At 65.7% G+C, this 15974-nt stretch carries 15 protein-coding genes; 12 read left to right on the top strand and 3 right to left on the bottom strand.

Annotation, left to right across the window (positions count from 1 at the left end; translation table 11 throughout):
- Positions 1-50 precede the first annotated feature (50 nt).
- The 3 genes from E8M83_RS21550 to E8M83_RS21540 all read right to left on the bottom strand — a co-directional run bounded on the left by E8M83_RS21550 (position 51) and on the right by E8M83_RS21540 (position 1736).
- A complete protein-coding gene (locus E8M83_RS21550; RefSeq protein ID WP_137175399.1) occupies positions 51-308 on the bottom strand; it encodes a hypothetical protein in 258 nt (85 codons plus the stop codon).
- A gap of 297 nt (positions 309-605) precedes the next feature.
- On the bottom strand, positions 606-971 hold the full coding sequence (locus E8M83_RS21545) for a response regulator transcription factor (RefSeq protein WP_137175398.1): 366 nt from the start codon (positions 969-971) through the stop codon (positions 606-608).
- 135 nt (positions 972-1106) lie between these two features.
- Entirely contained in the window at positions 1107-1736 is a 630-nt protein-coding gene (locus E8M83_RS21540) for a response regulator (RefSeq protein WP_137175397.1), read from the bottom strand.
- A 526-nt stretch (positions 1737-2262) separates the two neighbouring features.
- On the opposite strand from E8M83_RS21540, the gene mraZ reads away from it, so the two are divergent.
- From mraZ to E8M83_RS21480, 12 genes are read left to right on the top strand one after another with little or no spacing between them, the layout of a single operon-like run.
- Positions 2263-2691 (top strand): division/cell wall cluster transcriptional repressor MraZ, encoded by a 429-nt coding sequence (mraZ, locus tag E8M83_RS21535; protein ID WP_137175396.1) that lies wholly within the window; start codon positions 2263-2265, stop codon positions 2689-2691.
- Between the two features lie 7 nt (positions 2692-2698).
- Positions 2699-3658 (top strand): 16S rRNA (cytosine(1402)-N(4))-methyltransferase RsmH, encoded by a 960-nt coding sequence (rsmH, locus tag E8M83_RS21530; RefSeq protein WP_137175395.1) that lies wholly within the window; start codon positions 2699-2701, stop codon positions 3656-3658.
- Positions 3655-3927, top strand: a complete 273-nt coding sequence (gene ftsL, locus E8M83_RS21525; protein ID WP_137175394.1) for a cell division protein FtsL — start codon at positions 3655-3657, stop codon at positions 3925-3927. Before rsmH ends, ftsL begins: the two co-directional genes overlap by 4 nt.
- Positions 3924-5714 carry a penicillin-binding protein 2 gene (locus E8M83_RS21520; protein ID WP_137175393.1) on the top strand — a complete coding sequence of 597 codons (1791 nt, stop codon included), beginning with the start codon at positions 3924-3926 and terminating at the stop codon, positions 5712-5714. Before ftsL ends, E8M83_RS21520 begins: the two co-directional genes overlap by 4 nt.
- A complete protein-coding gene (locus E8M83_RS21515) occupies positions 5714-7243 on the top strand; it encodes a UDP-N-acetylmuramoyl-L-alanyl-D-glutamate--2,6-diaminopimelate ligase (RefSeq protein WP_137175540.1) in 1530 nt (509 codons plus the stop codon). The genes E8M83_RS21520 and E8M83_RS21515 overlap by 1 nt, the downstream gene beginning before the upstream one ends.
- Complete coding sequence (gene murF, locus E8M83_RS21510) at positions 7243-8628, top strand: UDP-N-acetylmuramoyl-tripeptide--D-alanyl-D-alanine ligase (RefSeq protein WP_137175392.1); 1386 nt, start codon at positions 7243-7245, stop codon at positions 8626-8628. The genes E8M83_RS21515 and murF overlap by 1 nt, the downstream gene beginning before the upstream one ends.
- Position 8629: 1 nt before the next feature.
- Positions 8630-9799 (top strand): phospho-N-acetylmuramoyl-pentapeptide-transferase, encoded by a 1170-nt coding sequence (mraY, locus tag E8M83_RS21505; RefSeq protein ID WP_137175391.1) that lies wholly within the window; start codon positions 8630-8632, stop codon positions 9797-9799.
- Positions 9799-11316 (top strand): UDP-N-acetylmuramoyl-L-alanine--D-glutamate ligase, encoded by a 1518-nt coding sequence (gene murD, locus E8M83_RS21500; RefSeq protein ID WP_137175390.1) that lies wholly within the window; start codon positions 9799-9801, stop codon positions 11314-11316. Before mraY ends, murD begins: the two co-directional genes overlap by 1 nt.
- Complete coding sequence (gene ftsW / locus E8M83_RS21495; protein ID WP_137175389.1) at positions 11316-12533, top strand: putative lipid II flippase FtsW; 1218 nt, start codon at positions 11316-11318, stop codon at positions 12531-12533. Before murD ends, ftsW begins: the two co-directional genes overlap by 1 nt.
- Positions 12530-13609: an undecaprenyldiphospho-muramoylpentapeptide beta-N-acetylglucosaminyltransferase gene (gene murG / locus E8M83_RS21490; RefSeq protein WP_229491741.1), complete on the top strand. Its 1080-nt coding sequence runs from the start codon at positions 12530-12532 to the stop codon at positions 13607-13609. Before ftsW ends, murG begins: the two co-directional genes overlap by 4 nt.
- The gene (gene murC / locus E8M83_RS21485) at positions 13609-14997 is read left to right on the top strand and encodes a UDP-N-acetylmuramate--L-alanine ligase (RefSeq protein WP_137175388.1); all 1389 of its coding nucleotides are present in this window, start codon (positions 13609-13611) and stop codon (positions 14995-14997) included. The genes murG and murC overlap by 1 nt, the downstream gene beginning before the upstream one ends.
- A complete protein-coding gene (locus tag E8M83_RS21480; RefSeq protein WP_137175387.1) occupies positions 14998-15969 on the top strand; it encodes a D-alanine--D-alanine ligase in 972 nt (323 codons plus the stop codon). It begins immediately after the preceding gene.
- The last annotated feature ends 5 nt before the right edge of the window (positions 15970-15974 follow it).

The raw sequence follows: 15974 nt of genomic DNA, 5'->3' as shown, positions 1-15974 counted from the left end.
CTGGGAAGCCGCCTACGAAGAAAAACTGATATGCAAATAATTAAAACGTCTTAGAAGTAGACGGTCACTTGCCGTGCGTCGGCCGACACGGTGCGTTGCGATGGCGCATTGCCGGCGTCGAGCAGGAATGGGGTATTCGGGCTGGCGCAGGCGACGTCGACGGTGCGGGCGACACTCACCGAGCAGGTCGCCACGATTTCGAGGCGGGCCTCGAAGCTGGCCGATGCGATGCGCGCGTCTGCCACGGCCGGCAGGGCCAGGGTAGCGGCGGCCAGGCTGGCCGCGAGAAGACGGGATGCGCGCAACATGATGAAGGAAGCCGAAAATTAGCCGGTAAATATGCGATGAAGTTCATCATAGCGGCTTTGCCGGCGGCTCGCGCGCGACGCTCCCCGGCCAGGCCGGCCTTGGCCGGTGAGGCGATTTCGGGTTTCGCGGGATTACCAGGCTGCCCGGCGGCGAGGGCGGTCGACATCGACATCGGGCGTGCCGATTCGTTGTCTTGGAACTAGTAAATAGTTCATTTTTGCGGAATTGGGACGAAATTAGAGAAATTACTCTAAAGGAAATATTTGTTTCTTAATGTCAACGTAGTTCGGCCCGATTCAGGCGACCAGGTCGCTCACCGCAGCGAGCAATTCCGTGGGGCTGAAGGGCTTGACCAGGTAGAGGTCGGCGCCGGCCGCCATGCCGGCCGCGATATCGCTTTGCTGGCCGCAAGCCGACAGCAGGACGATCCGGGTCCCGGCATTGCGCGGATCGCGCCTGAGCTCGGCGCAAACATCGAGGCCGCTGGGGCCGGGGCCGAGCCAGATGTCGAGCATCACCAGGTCGGGACGTGCTTCGGCAAAGCGGGCCAGCGCCTGTTCGGCATTGGCCGCCTCGACGATGCGTCCCAGCGACTGCAGGCTGAGCGAGATGAGCAGGCGCAGTTCGTCCTGGTCGTCGACCACGAGGATGGTCTTAGTCATGGTCGAGGCCGTGCGCGGAGGAGGGCAGGCTTTGCTGGGTCAAGGGAAACGCGGACATGGCGGCTCTCCGGTAGGCCCGGCGCGTGCTGCACCGGGTAGTCAGCATAGCAGCTTGGAACCTGTCCCGGTAGGTTCTTAGTTGCGCACCAGGCCGTTCGCCACGGCCTCGCGCAGTTCTCCGAATGGCACCGGCTTGGGGAAGACCGGAATATCGGAAGGCAAGCCCATGGCCTTGATCGTCGCACGGTCCAGGCCGCTGACCACGATCATCTGCATGCCGGCAGTGCCGCTGTCTTCGCGCAGGGTGCGGATCATGCGGAAACCGTCCATGCCGGGCATGCTCAGGTCGCTCACCAGCAGGTCGGGGCGCTGCTCGCCGATGCGGATCAGGGCTTCGAAGCCGTTGTTGGCCTTGACCAGGTCGAGGTCCAGGCCCCAGTTCTCCATCTCGAGCTCGTACAGGCGCAGCATCAGGGGATCGTCGTCGACCACCAGCACCCGCCGTCCGCTCGGCGCCGGCGCGGCCGGGGCTGCCGCAGGATGGCCGGCGATCGCGAGGCGCCGCCCATCGACCAGGCGATTGACCGACTCCACGGTGATGCGGCGATGGCCGCCGGCGGTGCGCCAGGCTTGCAGCGTGCCGTTCTCGACCCACAGCTGCACCGTGCGGTGCGAAACGCCCAGGACGGCCGCGGCCTCCTTGGTCGAGCAATAGTCCGCGGCGTTGTAGGCTGGCGCAGGCTGCAGGTCGGATAGCTTGTTCATATTTTCCGATATTACGATTTTAGTTTCCTAAAGTCAAAATAGTTAACTGGAAGTAGTGCATGGTACGCCACAGTTGTAAGCATCTGGCCGGATGGCGCCAGTCGCGGATACGACGATGGGAATCGGCGGGCGAATACTGCGTTCCCCAATGAGCTGGATGCCTATACAGTTGTCCGCGGTGCCCAATAGTTGTTTCTTTACGTCAATATTTTTCTTTCCATTGACATTGCTCAAACGTAAACATCGTCATTACAACTCAGGCCTTTCCTTCACTCCCTCAGCTAAGTCCCTAATTCTACGGGACATTTTGTTGAGCAGGGTGCGCTGGGAGTGCATCTAAGTCCTTGGTTTCATTGGAAAAAGTCGAATTCGTCAATCGTGAATTCGCTTGACCGTCAACATTGCTTCCACTAAAGTGGGAAACGGTGTGAAAAAGTGTCGATTTGTGGGAGGGTTGTGGGGCAACCCCTCGGCTCCCGGCGTCCGACAAACTACGACAGACAACTCTCCAAAGCTAGGTAAATACGTGTTCCAGGGCGCGTCCGCGATCAATCTCGATGCAAAAGGCCGAATGTCCATTCCGGCCAAGCACCGTGACGCCCTTACGCTTCAGTGCGAGGGCCGCATGACCCTGACCAAGCATCCCCATGGCTGCCTCCTGTTCTTCCCGCGCCCGGTATGGGAAGAACACCGCAAGCAAATCGCGACCTGGCCCATGTCGGCCCGCGCGTGGCAGCGCATTTTCCTCGGCAACGCCGTCGATGTCGAGCTCGACAGCGCCGGCCGCGTGCTGATCTCGCCCGAACTGCGCGCCGCGGTCGGGCTCGACAAGGAAGTGATGATGATCGGCATGGTCACCCACTTCGAAATCTGGAATGCCGCCAAGCTGGCCGAAGACGAGGCCCAGGCCGTCGCCGGTGGCATGCCCGATGTTCTTTCCAACTTCTCATTCTGAGGCGCCGATGACGGATTCAATGACGGTGCCTGCATTCCAGCATCGAACGGTGCTGCTTGACGAAGCGGTCGACGCGCTCAACCTCGAGGGCGCGCGTGCTTCGGGCATCTATATAGATGGTACGTTCGGCCGGGGCGGCCATAGCCGCCTGCTGTTGTCGCGCCTGGGCCCGCAAGGGCGCCTGTTCGCGTTCGACAAGGACCCGCAAGCCATCGCTACCGCAGAACAGATCGACGATCCGCGCTTCGCGATCGTCCACGACAGCTTTGCAACGATGCACGACGCGCTGGCCGCGCGCGGCATCGGCCAGGTCGACGGCATCCTGCTCGACCTGGGTATCTCGTCGCCCCAGGTGGACGACGCCAGCCGCGGTTTCAGCTTCCGCAACGATGGCCCCCTCGATATGCGCATGGACACCACGCGCGGCATGTCGGCGGCCGAGTGGATCGCGACCGCGGAGCAACCTCAATTGGAAAAGGTGATACGCGATTATGGAGAAGAGCGGTATGCTTTTCAGATTGCAAAGGCGATTGTTGCTCGCCGCGCAGTCGAACCAATTTCAAGCACACGACAGTTTGCCGCAATCGTGGCAGGCGCGGTCAAGGGCTGGGAAAAAGGCAAGGATCCGGCAACCAGGACCTTTCAGGCTGTCCGGATTTTCATCAATAAAGAGCTTGAGGACCTCGAGGCAGGGTTGACGGCCGCCTACGGCATGCTGGCGCCGGGCGCGCGCATCTCGGTGATTTCCTTCCACTCGCTCGAAGACCGCATGGTCAAGCAATTCCTCGCCTCCAAGGCCAAGGTCGAGCAGCCGGACCGGCGCCTGCCGATCCGCGCGGTCGACCTGCCGCAGCCCCTGATGAAGCTGATCGACAAGATCAAGCCGAGCCAGGCTGAAGTGCAGGAGAACCCGCGCGCCCGCTCGGCGGTGCTGCGCGTGGCCGAACGCCTGGGGGCGCCTGCGTGAGCGTCAAGCTGAACGTCCTGCTCACCGCCTTGCTGGTGGGGTGCGCGCTATCGGTCGTCAACGCCCGCTACCAGGCGCGCCACCTGCTGATCGAGTCCGAGCGGCTGCAGCAGCACGCGCGCCAGCTCGACATCGACTGGGACCAGCTCCAGCTCGACCAGTCGCGCCTGTCCAAGAACGAGCGCATCGAGCAGATCTCCCGCGCCCAGCTCGAGATGGCGCCGCTGAGCCCGGCCCGTACGCAATACCTGACCGAGGGCGCCCCATGACGCGCGGCGCCGCGAAGCACAGCAACCTGCGCAGCAATGCGCGGGTCGCCGCGTCGAAAGGCGTGGCTTTCTCGAAAAGCCCGGTGCTGGCGGTGCGCCTGCCCGACTGGCGTTCGCGCCTGGTGCTGTTCGTCCTGTTCGCGGCCTTCGCCGCGCTGGGCCTGCGCGCGATCTGGCTGCAGGGCGTGTCGAACCAGTTCCTGCAAAAGCAGGGCAAGAGCCGCTACGAGCGCACGCTCGAGCTGCCGGCCACGCGCGGCCGCATCCTGGACCGCAACGGCGCCGTGCTGGCCACTTCGCTGCCGGTGCGCGCGATCTGGGGCATCCCCGAAGACGTGCTGCAGGCGCCGCCCGAGAAGCTGCGCGCGCTGGCCGGCCTGCTGGAGATGCCCGAATCCGAGCTGCGCAAGAAGCTCGATTCCGACCGCAGCTTCGTCTACCTCAAGCGCCAGGTCGAGATGCCGATCGTCGACCAGATCCTCAAGCTCAAGATCGACGGCATCGACACGCGCAAGGAATACAAGCGCTTCTACCCGCAGGGCGAAGTGATGACCCACGTGGTGGGCTTCACCAACGTCGAGGACAAGGGCCAGGAAGGGATGGAGCTGCAGCACCAGAAGACCCTGATGGGCGTGGCGGGCAGCCGCCGCGTGATCAAGGACCGCCTGGGCCATATCGCCGAAGACCTGGGCATGTTCCGCGAACCGCACCAGGGCCGCGACCTGACCCTGTCGGTCGACAGCAAGCTGCAGTACATCGCCTTCACCAGCATCAAGAACGCGGTCGAGAAGTTCAATGCCAAGGCTGGCGCGGCGGTGGTGCTCGACGTGCAGACGGGCGAGGTGCTGGCGCTTGCCAACTACCCGACCTACAACCCGAACGACCGCTCCAAGCTGACCGGCGAGCAGCTGCGCAACCGCGTCATCACCGACACCTTCGAGCCGGGTTCGACGATCAAGCCGCTGACCGTGGCGCTCGGCCTGGAGACCGGCCGCGTCACGCCCGACACCGTGTTCGACAATAATCCGGGCTATATGATGGTGACCGGCCGCCGCATTCGCGACTTCCACAACTACGGCGTGCAGACCGTCAGCGGAATCATCCAGAAGTCGTCGAATCTGGGCGTGGTCAAGATCGCCCAGATGATCCCGCAGCAGGAAATGTGGGAGCTGTATACCAAGGTCGGCTACGGCCAGGCGCCGCGCTTCGGCTTCCCCGGCGCCGCCGCCGGCCGCGTGCGTCCCTACAAGACCTGGAAGCCGGTCGAATACGCCAATATGGCCTTCGGCCACGGCTTGTCGGTGTCGCTGCTGCAGATGGCGCGCTCCTATATGATCTTCGCCCGCAACGGCGACATCATTCCGCTGTCGTTCGTGAAGGTCGATGAACAGCCGGTCGGCCAGCAGGTGATCTCGCCCAAGACCGCGGCCCAGGTGCGCACCATGCTCGAATCGGTGGTGGGCCCGGGTGGCACCGCCTCGCGCGCGCAAGTGGCCGGCTACCGAGTCGGCGGCAAGACCGGCACCGCCGAGAAGATCGTCAACGGCCGCTACTCGCGCACCAACAATATCGGCTACTTCGCCGGCATCGCGCCGATGTCCAAGCCGCGCTTCATCATCGCGGTGATGGTCGACGATCCGAGCGGCGCCTTGCGCACCGGCGGCTACGTTGCCGCCCCGACCGCCGCCGACCTGTTTTCCAATGCGTTGCGGGCCGCCAACGTGCCGCCCGACTCATCGATCACGGACATCATCATTCCGGAAGTTCCCCTAGAGGAGAGCATGTGATGGCCCCGAGCCTGCACGATATCTGTCAATGGATTCGCGCCGCCGCCCCAGGCGGCCGTCTCGTTTCCGACTCGCGCCGCGTCAAGCCCGGCGACGTGTTCTTCGCCTATCCGGGCGAGGCCGCTGACGGTCGTCGTTTCATCGAGGCCGCCATCGAGGCCGGCGCCGCCGCCGTGGTCCATGAAGCCGCCGGTTTCAGCTGGGATGCCGGATTCACCGTGCCGCACCTGGCCGTGTCCGACCTGAAGCAGAACGCCGGCCCGATCGCGCATGCGGTGCTCGATTATCCGGACAGCGCCATGTTCACCGTGGCCGTCACCGGCACCAACGGCAAGACTTCGTGCGCGCTGTGGACCGCGCAGGCGCTGGCGCGCCTGGGCGAAGCGGCCGCCGTGATCGGCACGCTGGGTGTGGGACTCATCAAGGGCAAGACTGCCAGCGAGCCGCAGTTCGACGTTACCGGCTACACCACGCCGGATGCCGTGCTGCTGGCCCAGACCCTGGTTGAGCTGAAAAACAAAGGCGCCACCGCGCTGGCGATCGAGGCCTCGTCGATCGGCCTGGTGCAGGAACGCACGGCCGGCATGCATGTCGACGTCGCGCTCTTCACCAACCTGACGCGCGACCATCTCGACTTCCACGGCGACATGGAAAGCTACGAGGCGGCCAAGGTCAAATTGTTCGAGTGGGATGGCCTGAAGCACGCCGTCGTGAACCTGGACGACCCGGCCGGGCAGCGCCTGGTGGCGCATTTACGCGCCAACTTCCCTGCGCTGGCCGCCACCGGCTACACGATCGCCGCCGCTGCGGCGCCCGAGGGCGTGGCCGTGCTGCGCGCAGGCGGCATGCGCAGCAAGAACGCGGGCACCGAATTCCAGGTGGAGACCCCGGCCGGCAATGCGACGGTGCGCACCCAGCTGGTGGGCAACTACAACGTCAGCAATACGCTGGCGGTGCTGGGCGCCTTGCTGGCCAAGGGTGTTGCCTTGAAGGCGGCGGTCGATGCGATCGAGACCCTGGTTCCGGCGCCGGGCCGCATGCAGCAGATGGGCGGGTCGGATGCGCCGATGGTCGTGATCGACTACGCGCACACGCCGGACGCGCTGGAAAAAACGCTGGAAGCGCTGCGCCAGGTGGTGACCGACCGCGGCGGCCAGCTGTGGTGCGTGTTCGGCTGCGGCGGCGACCGCGATCCGGGCAAGCGCCCGCAGATGGGCCGCATCGCGCAAGCCGCCGACCAGGTGCTGGTCACCAGCGACAACCCGCGCAGCGAGGAACCCGCAAGCATCATCGCCCAGATCGTGGCCGGGATGGACACGTCGCTTGCCTCGCGCGTGCAAACGGTCGAAGACCGCGCGGCCGCCATCCTGCTGGCGGTGAAACAGGCCGCCAAACAGGACGTGATCCTGCTGGCGGGGAAGGGCCATGAGCCTTACCAGGAAATCAAGGGCCGCAAGATGCCGTTCTCGGACGCCGACCACGCCTCGCTGGCACTGACGGCGCGGCTTACCATGTTGAGGACGCATTGATGCGCGGGACGCTCCAACAACTGGTCAAGGCAATTCCGGGCGCGCGCCTGGTCGGGCTCGATGCGTCCTTCGAGGGAGTGTCGACCGACAGTCGCAAGGTCGACGCCGGCGCGCTGTTCGTCGCGCTGGTGGGCGAGACCTTCGATGCCCATGATTTCCTCGACCAGGTCGTCGCACGCAATGTTGCCGCGGTCGTGGTCTCGCGCCTGCCCGATGGCTGGACCTTGCCGGCCATCGTGGTGCCGGACACGCTGGTGGCGCTGGGCCGTATCGCCCACGCCTGGCGTGCGCAGTTCGCGATTCCCGTCATCGGTGTCACCGGCAGCAATGGCAAGACGACGGTCAAGGAAATGATTGCGGCGATCCTGGCGGCGTCCGTTGGAGAAGACGCGCGTCTCGCGACCCAGGGCAACCTGAATAACGAGATCGGCGTGCCGCTGACCTTGTTCCGCCTGGATGCCTCGCACCGCGCGGCGGTGGTGGAGCTGGGCATGAACCATCCGGGCGAGATCGGCCGCCTGGCGGCGATCGCGACGCCGACCGTCGGCATGGTCAACAACGCCCAGCGCGAGCACCAGGAATTCATGCACACCGTGGAAGCGGTGGCGCGCGAGAACGGTTCGGTGCTGCAGGCGCTGGCGGCAGACGGCGTGGCCGTGTTCCCGGGCGACGATACTTATACCGACCTGTGGCGCGGCCTCTCCAAGTGCGAGGTCTTGACCTTCGGCTTGTCGGATGCCTGCGACGTGCGCGCCACCTACGCCATCGGCGATTTCGGCAGCGATCTGCAAGTCACCACGCCCGGCGCGCAATTCAACATCAAGCTAGCCGCGGCCGGCGAACACAATGTGCGCAATGCGCTGGCCGCAGTCGCCTGCGCGCTCGGCGCCGGTATCGAGCCGGCCGCCATCGTGCGCGGCCTGGAGAGCTTTGCCCCGGTCGGCGGGCGCCTGCAGCGCAAGCAGGCCGCGAACGGCGCGACCGTCATCGACGACACCTATAACGCGAATCCCGATTCGATGCGGGCTGCGATCGACGTGCTGGCGGCCTATCCGGCGCCGCGCATCCTGGTCGTGGGCGATATGGGCGAAGTCGGCGCGCAGGGAAAAGAGTTTCACGAAGAAATCGGTGCCTACGCAGTGTCGCGTGGCATCGAGACCGTGCTCGCGACGGGCGAGCTGGCGCGCCACCTGGCTGCGTCGGGGGCACGGCATTACGAGCAGTTCGACGAATTATTGGCAGCACTGGATGAAAAGCTGGGCGGCAACGCATCGATGACCAATCTTAAGGCGACTGTGCTGGTGAAGGGATCCCGTTTCATGAAAATGGAGCGCGTGGTCCAGCACCTCACCGGATCAACCAACATCGGCAAGGACGCCCACTAATATGCTTCTCTGGCTCGCACAATACTTCCAGGACTATATCGGTCCGCTGCGCGTGTTCAACTACATCACGTTCCGCGCGGTGTTCGCCACCATCACCGCCATCACGATCGGCCTGGTCGCCGGTCCGATCGTCATCCGCAAGCTGACCGAACTGAAGGTCGGCCAGGCGGTGCGCACCTACGGTCCGCAAAGCCACCTGACCAAGCACGGCACCCCGACCATGGGCGGCGTGCTGGTGCTGATCGCGATCGGCGTCTCGACGCTGCTGTGGTGCGACCTGTCGAACCGCCTGATCTGGCCGGTGCTGGTGGTGACCTTCGGCTTCGGCGCCGTGGGCTGGGTCGACGACTACCGCAAGGTCGTCTATAAAGACCCGGAAGGCATGCGCTCGGGCGAGAAATACTTCTGGATGTCGCTGGTCGGCATCACCTCGGCGCTGTATCTGGCGTTCGCGCTGTCGGCCGCCTCGCCATGGGAAGCTGTGGGACTGTTCTACGCCTGGGTGCAGTCGGGCTTCTCGATGGACCTGCCGCCCAAGGCCGACCTGATCGTCCCCTTCTTCAAGACCATCAGCTATCCGCTGGGCGTGTGGGGCTTCATCGCGCTGACCTATTGCGTGATCGTCGGCTCGTCCAACGCGGTCAATTTCACCGACGGCCTCGATGGCCTGGCCATCATGCCGACCGTGATGGTGGGCGGCGCCCTGGGCCTGTTCGCCTATCTCACCGGCAGCGTGACGTTCTCGAAATACCTGCTGATCCCGTATATCCCGGGCGCGGGCGAACTCCTGATCTTCTGCGGCGCGATGGCCGGCGCCGGCCTGGCCTTCCTGTGGTTCAACGCGCACCCGGCCCAGATGTTCATGGGCGACGTCGGCGCGCTGGCGCTGGGCGGCGCGCTCGGCACCATCGCCGTCATCGTGCGCCAGGAAATCGTGTTGTTCATCATGGGCGGCATTTTCGTGGCCGAGACCCTGTCGGTGATCATCCAGGTCAGCTGGTTCAAGTACACCAAGAAGCGCTACGGCACCGGGCGCCGCGTATTCCTGATGGCGCCGCTGCACCACCATTTCGAACAAAAGGGCTGGAAGGAGACCAAGGTCGTGGTCCGCTTCTGGATCGTGACCATGGTGCTGATCCTGGTCGGCCTCTCGACGCTGAAACTGCGCTGATGAACTACGACGGCAAACACGCATTGGTACTGGGCCTGGGCGAATCCGGGCTGGCGATGGCGCACTGGCTGGCGCGGGCCGGCGCGCGCGTGCGCGTGGCCGATACGCGGGCCGAGCCGGCACGCCTGCCGGCATTGCGTGCCGCCGTCGCGGATGCCGAATTCGTCGCGGGCGATTTCACTGCCGCGCTGCTCGACGGCGTCGACTTCGTCGCCGTCAGCCCCGGCCTGGCGCCGAACCGCGAGCTGGCCGAGATCATCCCGGCCGCCGCCGAGCGCCGTGTGCCGGTGTGGGGCGAGATCGAGCTGTTCGCCCAGGCGCTGGCCCATCTGCGCGAGACGAGCGGCTACACGCCGAAAGTCATCGCGATCACCGGCACCAACGGCAAGACCACGGTGACCAGCATGACCGGCCTGCTGTGCCGCCGCGCGGGTTTGACGACGCGCGTGGCCGGCAATATCAGCCCGGCGGCGCTGGACGTGCTGCGCGAAACGATCGATGCGAATGAACTGCCGCAGGCCTGGGTGCTGGAACTGTCGAGCTTCCAGTTGCATACGACCTTCAGCCTGCAGGCCGATGCCGCCACGGTGCTGAACCTGAGCCAGGACCACCTGGACTGGCACGGCAGCATGGACGCGTATGCGGCCGACAAGGCGCGCATTTTCGGCGCCGCTACCATCCGCGTGCTGAACCGCGACGATGCGCGCGTGATGCGCATGGCGGCAGTCGAATCGCCGTCGTTCACCTTCGGCCTGGATGCGCCGGTGGACGCCAACAGCTTCGGCCTGCTCGAAGAGCGCGGCGTGCTGTGGCTCGCCAATGCCGTGCCGGGAGAGGAAATCGAGAAGAAACGCAGGAAGGGCCGCATGGAGGCCCTTCCAGGCGAGGTTGCCGAGCCGGTCGATGCGATCGTCAACCGCCTGATGCCGGCCGACGCCCTGAAAATCCGCGGCCTGCACAATGCGGCGAACGCGCTGGCCGCGCTGGCCCTGTGCCGCGCCTGCGACCTGCCGCTGGCGCCGCTGCTGCACGGCCTGCGCGAGTACGCGGGCGAACCGCACCGGGTGGAACTGGTCGCCACCATCGACGGCGTCGACTACTACGACGACAGCAAGGGCACCAATGTCGGCGCCACCGTGGCCGCCCTGCTGGGCCTGGGCAAGGCCTTCGGCGGCGCCGACCAGCAGATCCTGTTGATCGCCGGCGGCGACGGCAAGGGCCAGGACTTCGCGCCGCTGGCGCAGCCGGTGGCCAACTACGTGCGCGCCGTGCTGCTGATCGGCCGCGACGCGCCGTCGGTCAGGGCCGCGATCGAGCCGACCGGCGTGCCGGCCTTCGACCTGGACGACTTGCCGCAGGCGGTGCGCCGCGCTGCCGGTCTCGCGCGTCCGGGCGACGCCGTGCTGCTGTCGCCGGCCTGCGCCAGCCTGGATATGTTCACGAACTATGCGCACCGCGCCCAGGTGTTCGTCGACGCCGTGCGCGACATCGCGCTCGACAAGGGACAGGAGATCTGATGGCCTTCCAGCTTCCCTTCAAGTTTTCCGGCTCTGCCAGCGACGCCACGGTCGACGGCCGCAGCAAGCCGTCGAAGATGATGGACTACGACCAGCCGCTGGTCTGGGTCACCGTGCTGCTGATGCTGCTCGGGATGGTGATGGTGTATTCGGCCTCGATCGCGCTGCCCGATTCGCCCAAGTTCCGCTATCTGGAAGACCGCAACGAATACTTCCTGTACCGCCAGGCGATGTACATCATCGTGTCGATGGCGGCCGCCGCGGTCGTGTTCCGGATTCCGATCGCGGTATGGCAGAAATATGCGCCGATGATGTTCATCGGCACCCTGGTGCTGCTGGTGCTGGTGCTGATCCCCGGCGTGGGCGTGTCGGTCAATGGCGCGCGGCGCTGGCTGTCGCTCAAGGTCATGAACCTGCAGCCGTCCGAGATCATGAAGATCGCGGTGGTGCTGTACGCCGCCGACTTCACGGTGCGCAAGCAGGAATACATGCACAAGCTGACCAAGGGCTTCTTCCCGATGATGGTCGCGATCGGCCTGGTCGGCGCCTTGCTGCTGCTCGAGCCCGACCTGGGCGCCTTCGGCGTGATCGTCTGCATCGCCATGGGCATCCTGTTCCTGGGCGGGATCAACATCGTCTGGTTCGGCGGCATCGGCGCGCTGCTGGTGGTGATCTTCAGCGCGATCATCGCGCTGTCGCCATTCCGCCGCGCGCGCATGTTCGCCTACCTCGACCCATGGGAAGAGGGCAATGCGCTGGACAAGGCCTATCAATTGACGCACTCGCTGATCGCCTTCGGGCGCGGCGAATTCTTCGGCGTGGGCCTGGGCGCCTCGGTCGAGAAGCTGCACTACCTGCCCGAAGCGCACACCGACTTCATCATGGCCGTGATCGGCGAAGAGCTGGGCCTGGTCGGCGTGCTGGTGGTGGTGGCCATGTTCTACTGGCTGGTCAAGCGTGCCTTCGACATCGGCCGCCAGGCGATCGCCCTGGACCAGACCTTCGCCGGCCTGGCCGCGAAGGGCATCGGCATCTGGATCGGCGTGCAGACCTTCATCAATATGGGCGTGAACCTGGGCCTCTTGCCGACCAAGGGCCTGACCTTGCCGCTGATGAGCTTTGGCGGCTCGGGCGTCATGTTCAACTGCATCGGCCTGGCGATCCTGCTGCGGATCGACTACGAGAACCGGGTGCGGATGCGTGGAGGACGGACATGACCAGGCGCTTGATGATCATGGCGGCCGGCACCGGCGGCCACATCTTCCCCGGCATCGCGATCGCGCAGACCATGCGCGCGCGGGGCTGGGAAGTGAGCTGGCTGGGCACCGCCCACGGCATGGAAACGGAACTGGTGCCGAAGGCCGGCATCCCGATGGACACGATCGACTTCGCCGGCCTGCGCGGCAAGGGGCTGGCGCACACGGTCAAGGGCGCGTTCAAGATGGCGGCGAGCTTCATTACCTGCCGCCGTTACCTGGGCGCGCGTCGTCCCGACGTGGTGCTGGGCATGGGCGGCTACGTCACGGTGCCGGGCGGGATGATGGCGCGTTCGCGCGGTATCCCGCTGGCCCTGGTGAACGCCGACGCCGCGCTGCTGTTGTCGAACAAGACCCTCGCGCCGTTAGCGCAGCGGGTGCTGTGCGGCTTCCCGCTTGACGCCGGCAAGGCGGCGGATAAAGCGGTGGTCACCGGCAACCCGGTGCGCCAGCAGATCCTCGACCTGCCCCTGCCTGCCGCACGCTTCGCCGGCCGCAGCGGTCCGCTGCGCGTGCTGGTGGTCGGCGGCAGCCTGGGCGCAAAAGTCCTGAACGACAGCGTGCCGGCGGCGCTGGCCCTGATCGACCCGGCCGTGCGGCCGATCGTGACCCACCAGTCGGGCAAGAAGAATATCGATGCGCTGCGCGCCGCCTATGTGCAGGCTGGCGTCGACGCCAACGTGGTCGACTTCATTGATGACATGGCCGCCGCCTATGCGAACGCCGACCTGGTGATCTGCCGCGCCGGCGCGATCACGGTGTCCGAGCTGACCGCGGCCGGCGTGGCCAGCGTGCTGGTGCCTTTCGTTGCCAGCACCACCAGCCATCAGCGCGACAACGCGGTATGGATGGACAAGCAGGGTGCGGCGACCCACTTGCCGCAAGGCGAACTGAATCCGCAGCGGCTGGCAAGCCTGCTGCAAGACACGACGCGCGCGCGTTGCCTGGCGATGGCCGAGGCGGCGCATGGCGTGGGCAAGCGCGACGCCAACGAGGCGATCGCGCGCGAACTCGAAAAACTGGCAGGGCAGGTTTAATGAAACACAAGATCAAGAACATTCACTTCGTGGGCATCGGCGGCAGCGGCATGAGCGGCATCGCCGAGGTGCTGCTCAATCTCGGCTACCAGGTGTCGGGCTCGGACCTGGGCAGCAATGCCGCCACCCAGCGCCTGGCCGACCTGGGCGCCACGGTGCACCTCGGCCACCAGGCCGATAACGTCAGCGGCGCCGACGTGGTCGTGACCTCGACCGCCGTCAACGAGGCGAACCCCGAAGTCGTCGCCGCCCGCGCCAACAAGACGCCGATCGTCCCACGCGCAATCATGCTGGGTGAGCTGATGCGCTTAAAGCGCGGCATCGCCATTGCCGGCACCCATGGCAAGACCACCACCACCAGCCTGGTGGCGTCGGTGCTGGCTGCCGGCGGCCTGGATCCCACGTTCGTGATCGGCGGTCGCCTGACCGCGGCCGGCGCCAACGCCGCCCTGGGCAGCGGCGACTACATCGTGGCCGAAGCCGACGAGTCGGACGCTTCGTTCCTGAACCTGTCGCCGATGATCGAAGTGATCACCAATATCGACGCCGACCACATGGACACCTACGAACACGACTTCGAGAAATTGAAGGCCGCGTTCGTGAATTTCACGCACCGCATGCCGTTCTACGGCCGCGCGATGCTGTGCATCGACGACCCGCATGTGCGTTCGATCCTGCCGCAGGTGACCAAGCCGGTCACCACCTATGGCTTCTCGGAGGAAGCCGAAGTGCGCGCGCTGGACGCCTATGCCGAAGGCACGCAGATGCACTTCACGGTGCGCCAGGAAGGCTATCCGGACACCAAGTTCGTGCTGAACCAGCCCGGCATGCACAATGTCTTGAATGCCTGCTCGGCGATCGCGATCGCGCGCGAGATCGGCGTCGAGGATGCCGCCACCGCCCAGGGGCTGCTGGAATTTCGCGGTGTCGGCCGCCGCTTCACCCGCTACGGCGAGGTGCCGCTGGCCGCCGGCGGCAGCTTTACCCTGGTCGACGACTTCGGCCACCACCCGGTCGAGACCGAGGTGACCCTGGCCGCCGCGCGCGCCGCCTACCCGGGCCGGCGCCTGGTGCTGGCCTTCCAGCCGCACCGGTTCAGCCGCACGCGCGACCTGTTCGAGGATTTCGTGAAAGTGCTGGCCACGCCGGACGTGCTGCTGCTGGCCGAGGTATACCCGGCCGGCGAGGCGCCGATCGTGGCCGCCGACGGCCGCGCGCTGGCGCGCGCGCTGCGCACCGCCGGCAAGACCGAGCCGATTTTCGTGGAAGCGATCGCCGACATGCCGGCCGCCATCCTGAATGTGGCGCGCGACGGCGACGTCGTGCTGACCATGGGCGCCGGCTCGATCAGCGGCATTCCGAACCAACTGACCAACGCAAAAGGCTGAATCGTGACCACTCCTATCCCTGACGCAGCGGCTTTCGGCAAGGTTGGCGTGCTGTTCGGCGGACGCTCCGCCGAACGCGAGATCTCGCTCATTTCCGGCGCCGGCGTGCTGGCCGCGCTCCAGGGCCGCGGCATCGACGCCCATGCCTTCGACCCGGGCACGCAAAGCCTGGCCGAGCTGGCCGCGCAACAATTCGACCGCGTGTTCATCGCGCTGCACGGCCGTTTCGGCGAAGACGGCAGCCTGCAGGGCGCCCTCGAGCTGCTCGGCATTCCCTACACCGGCAGCGGCGTGATGGCGTCCAGCGTCGGCATGGACAAGATCACCACCAAGAAGATCTGGCTGCAAGAGAACGTGCCGACCCCGCGCTACGTGACCATCGACGCCAACACGGACCTGGACGCGGTGGTGGCCGAACTCGGCCTGCCGTTGATCGTCAAGCCGCCGCTCGAAGGCTCGAGCATCGGCATCACCAAGGTGACCCAGGCCGACCAATTGAAGGAAGCGGTGGCACTGGTGACCAGCATGGACGAGTCGGTGCTGGCCGAGGAATTCGTCACCGGCCGCGAGTTCACCGTCGCCGTGCTGGGGCAGGGCCCTGCCGCCCGCGCCCTGCCGATCGTCGAGATCGTGGCGCCGGAGGGCAAGTACGACTACCAGAACAAGTACTTCACCGACGACACGGTGTACCACTGCCCGGCGCCGTTGCCGGATGAACTCACCCACGAGATCCAGCGTCACGCGGTGAACGCCTACCGCGCCCTGGGTTGCGAGGGCTGGGGCCGGGTCGACGTGCTGGTGCGCGAAAGCGATATGCGTCCGTTCCTGCTGGAGGTGAATACCTCGCCCGGCATGACGACCCATTCGCTGGTGCCAATGGCGGCGCGCGCGGTCGGCATCGGCTACGAAGACCTGTGCGTCGAGATCCTGCGCTCGGCGCGGCTCAAGATGGGCCAGAAGGCAAAAGGATAAGAACA

The sequence above is a fragment of the Massilia sp. HP4 genome (assembly GCF_005222695.1).
Classification (GTDB): domain Bacteria; phylum Pseudomonadota; class Gammaproteobacteria; order Burkholderiales; family Burkholderiaceae_D; genus Telluria.
This window is presented reverse-complemented; position numbering and strand designations above follow the sequence as displayed.

Coding starts and splice junctions, on each gene's coding strand:
- E8M83_RS21550 (WP_137175399.1), bottom strand. CDS start 308: ATGTTGCGCGCATCCCGTCTTCTCGCGGCCAGCCTGGCCGCCGCTACC.
- E8M83_RS21545 (WP_137175398.1), bottom strand. CDS start 971: ATGACTAAGACCATCCTCGTGGTCGACGACCAGGACGAACTGCGCCTG.
- E8M83_RS21540 (WP_137175397.1), bottom strand. CDS start 1,736: ATGAACAAGCTATCCGACCTGCAGCCTGCGCCAGCCTACAACGCCGCG.
- rsmH (WP_137175395.1), top strand. CDS start 2,699: ATGACGGATTCAATGACGGTGCCTGCATTCCAGCATCGAACGGTGCTG.
- E8M83_RS21520 (WP_137175393.1), top strand. CDS start 3,924: ATGACGCGCGGCGCCGCGAAGCACAGCAACCTGCGCAGCAATGCGCGG.
- E8M83_RS21515 (WP_137175540.1), top strand. CDS start 5,714: ATGGCCCCGAGCCTGCACGATATCTGTCAATGGATTCGCGCCGCCGCC.
- murF (WP_137175392.1), top strand. CDS start 7,243: ATGCGCGGGACGCTCCAACAACTGGTCAAGGCAATTCCGGGCGCGCGC.
- mraY (WP_137175391.1), top strand. CDS start 8,630: ATGCTTCTCTGGCTCGCACAATACTTCCAGGACTATATCGGTCCGCTG.
- murD (WP_137175390.1), top strand. CDS start 9,799: ATGAACTACGACGGCAAACACGCATTGGTACTGGGCCTGGGCGAATCC.
- ftsW (WP_137175389.1), top strand. CDS start 11,316: ATGGCCTTCCAGCTTCCCTTCAAGTTTTCCGGCTCTGCCAGCGACGCC.
- murG (WP_229491741.1), top strand. CDS start 12,530: ATGACCAGGCGCTTGATGATCATGGCGGCCGGCACCGGCGGCCACATC.
- murC (WP_137175388.1), top strand. CDS start 13,609: ATGAAACACAAGATCAAGAACATTCACTTCGTGGGCATCGGCGGCAGC.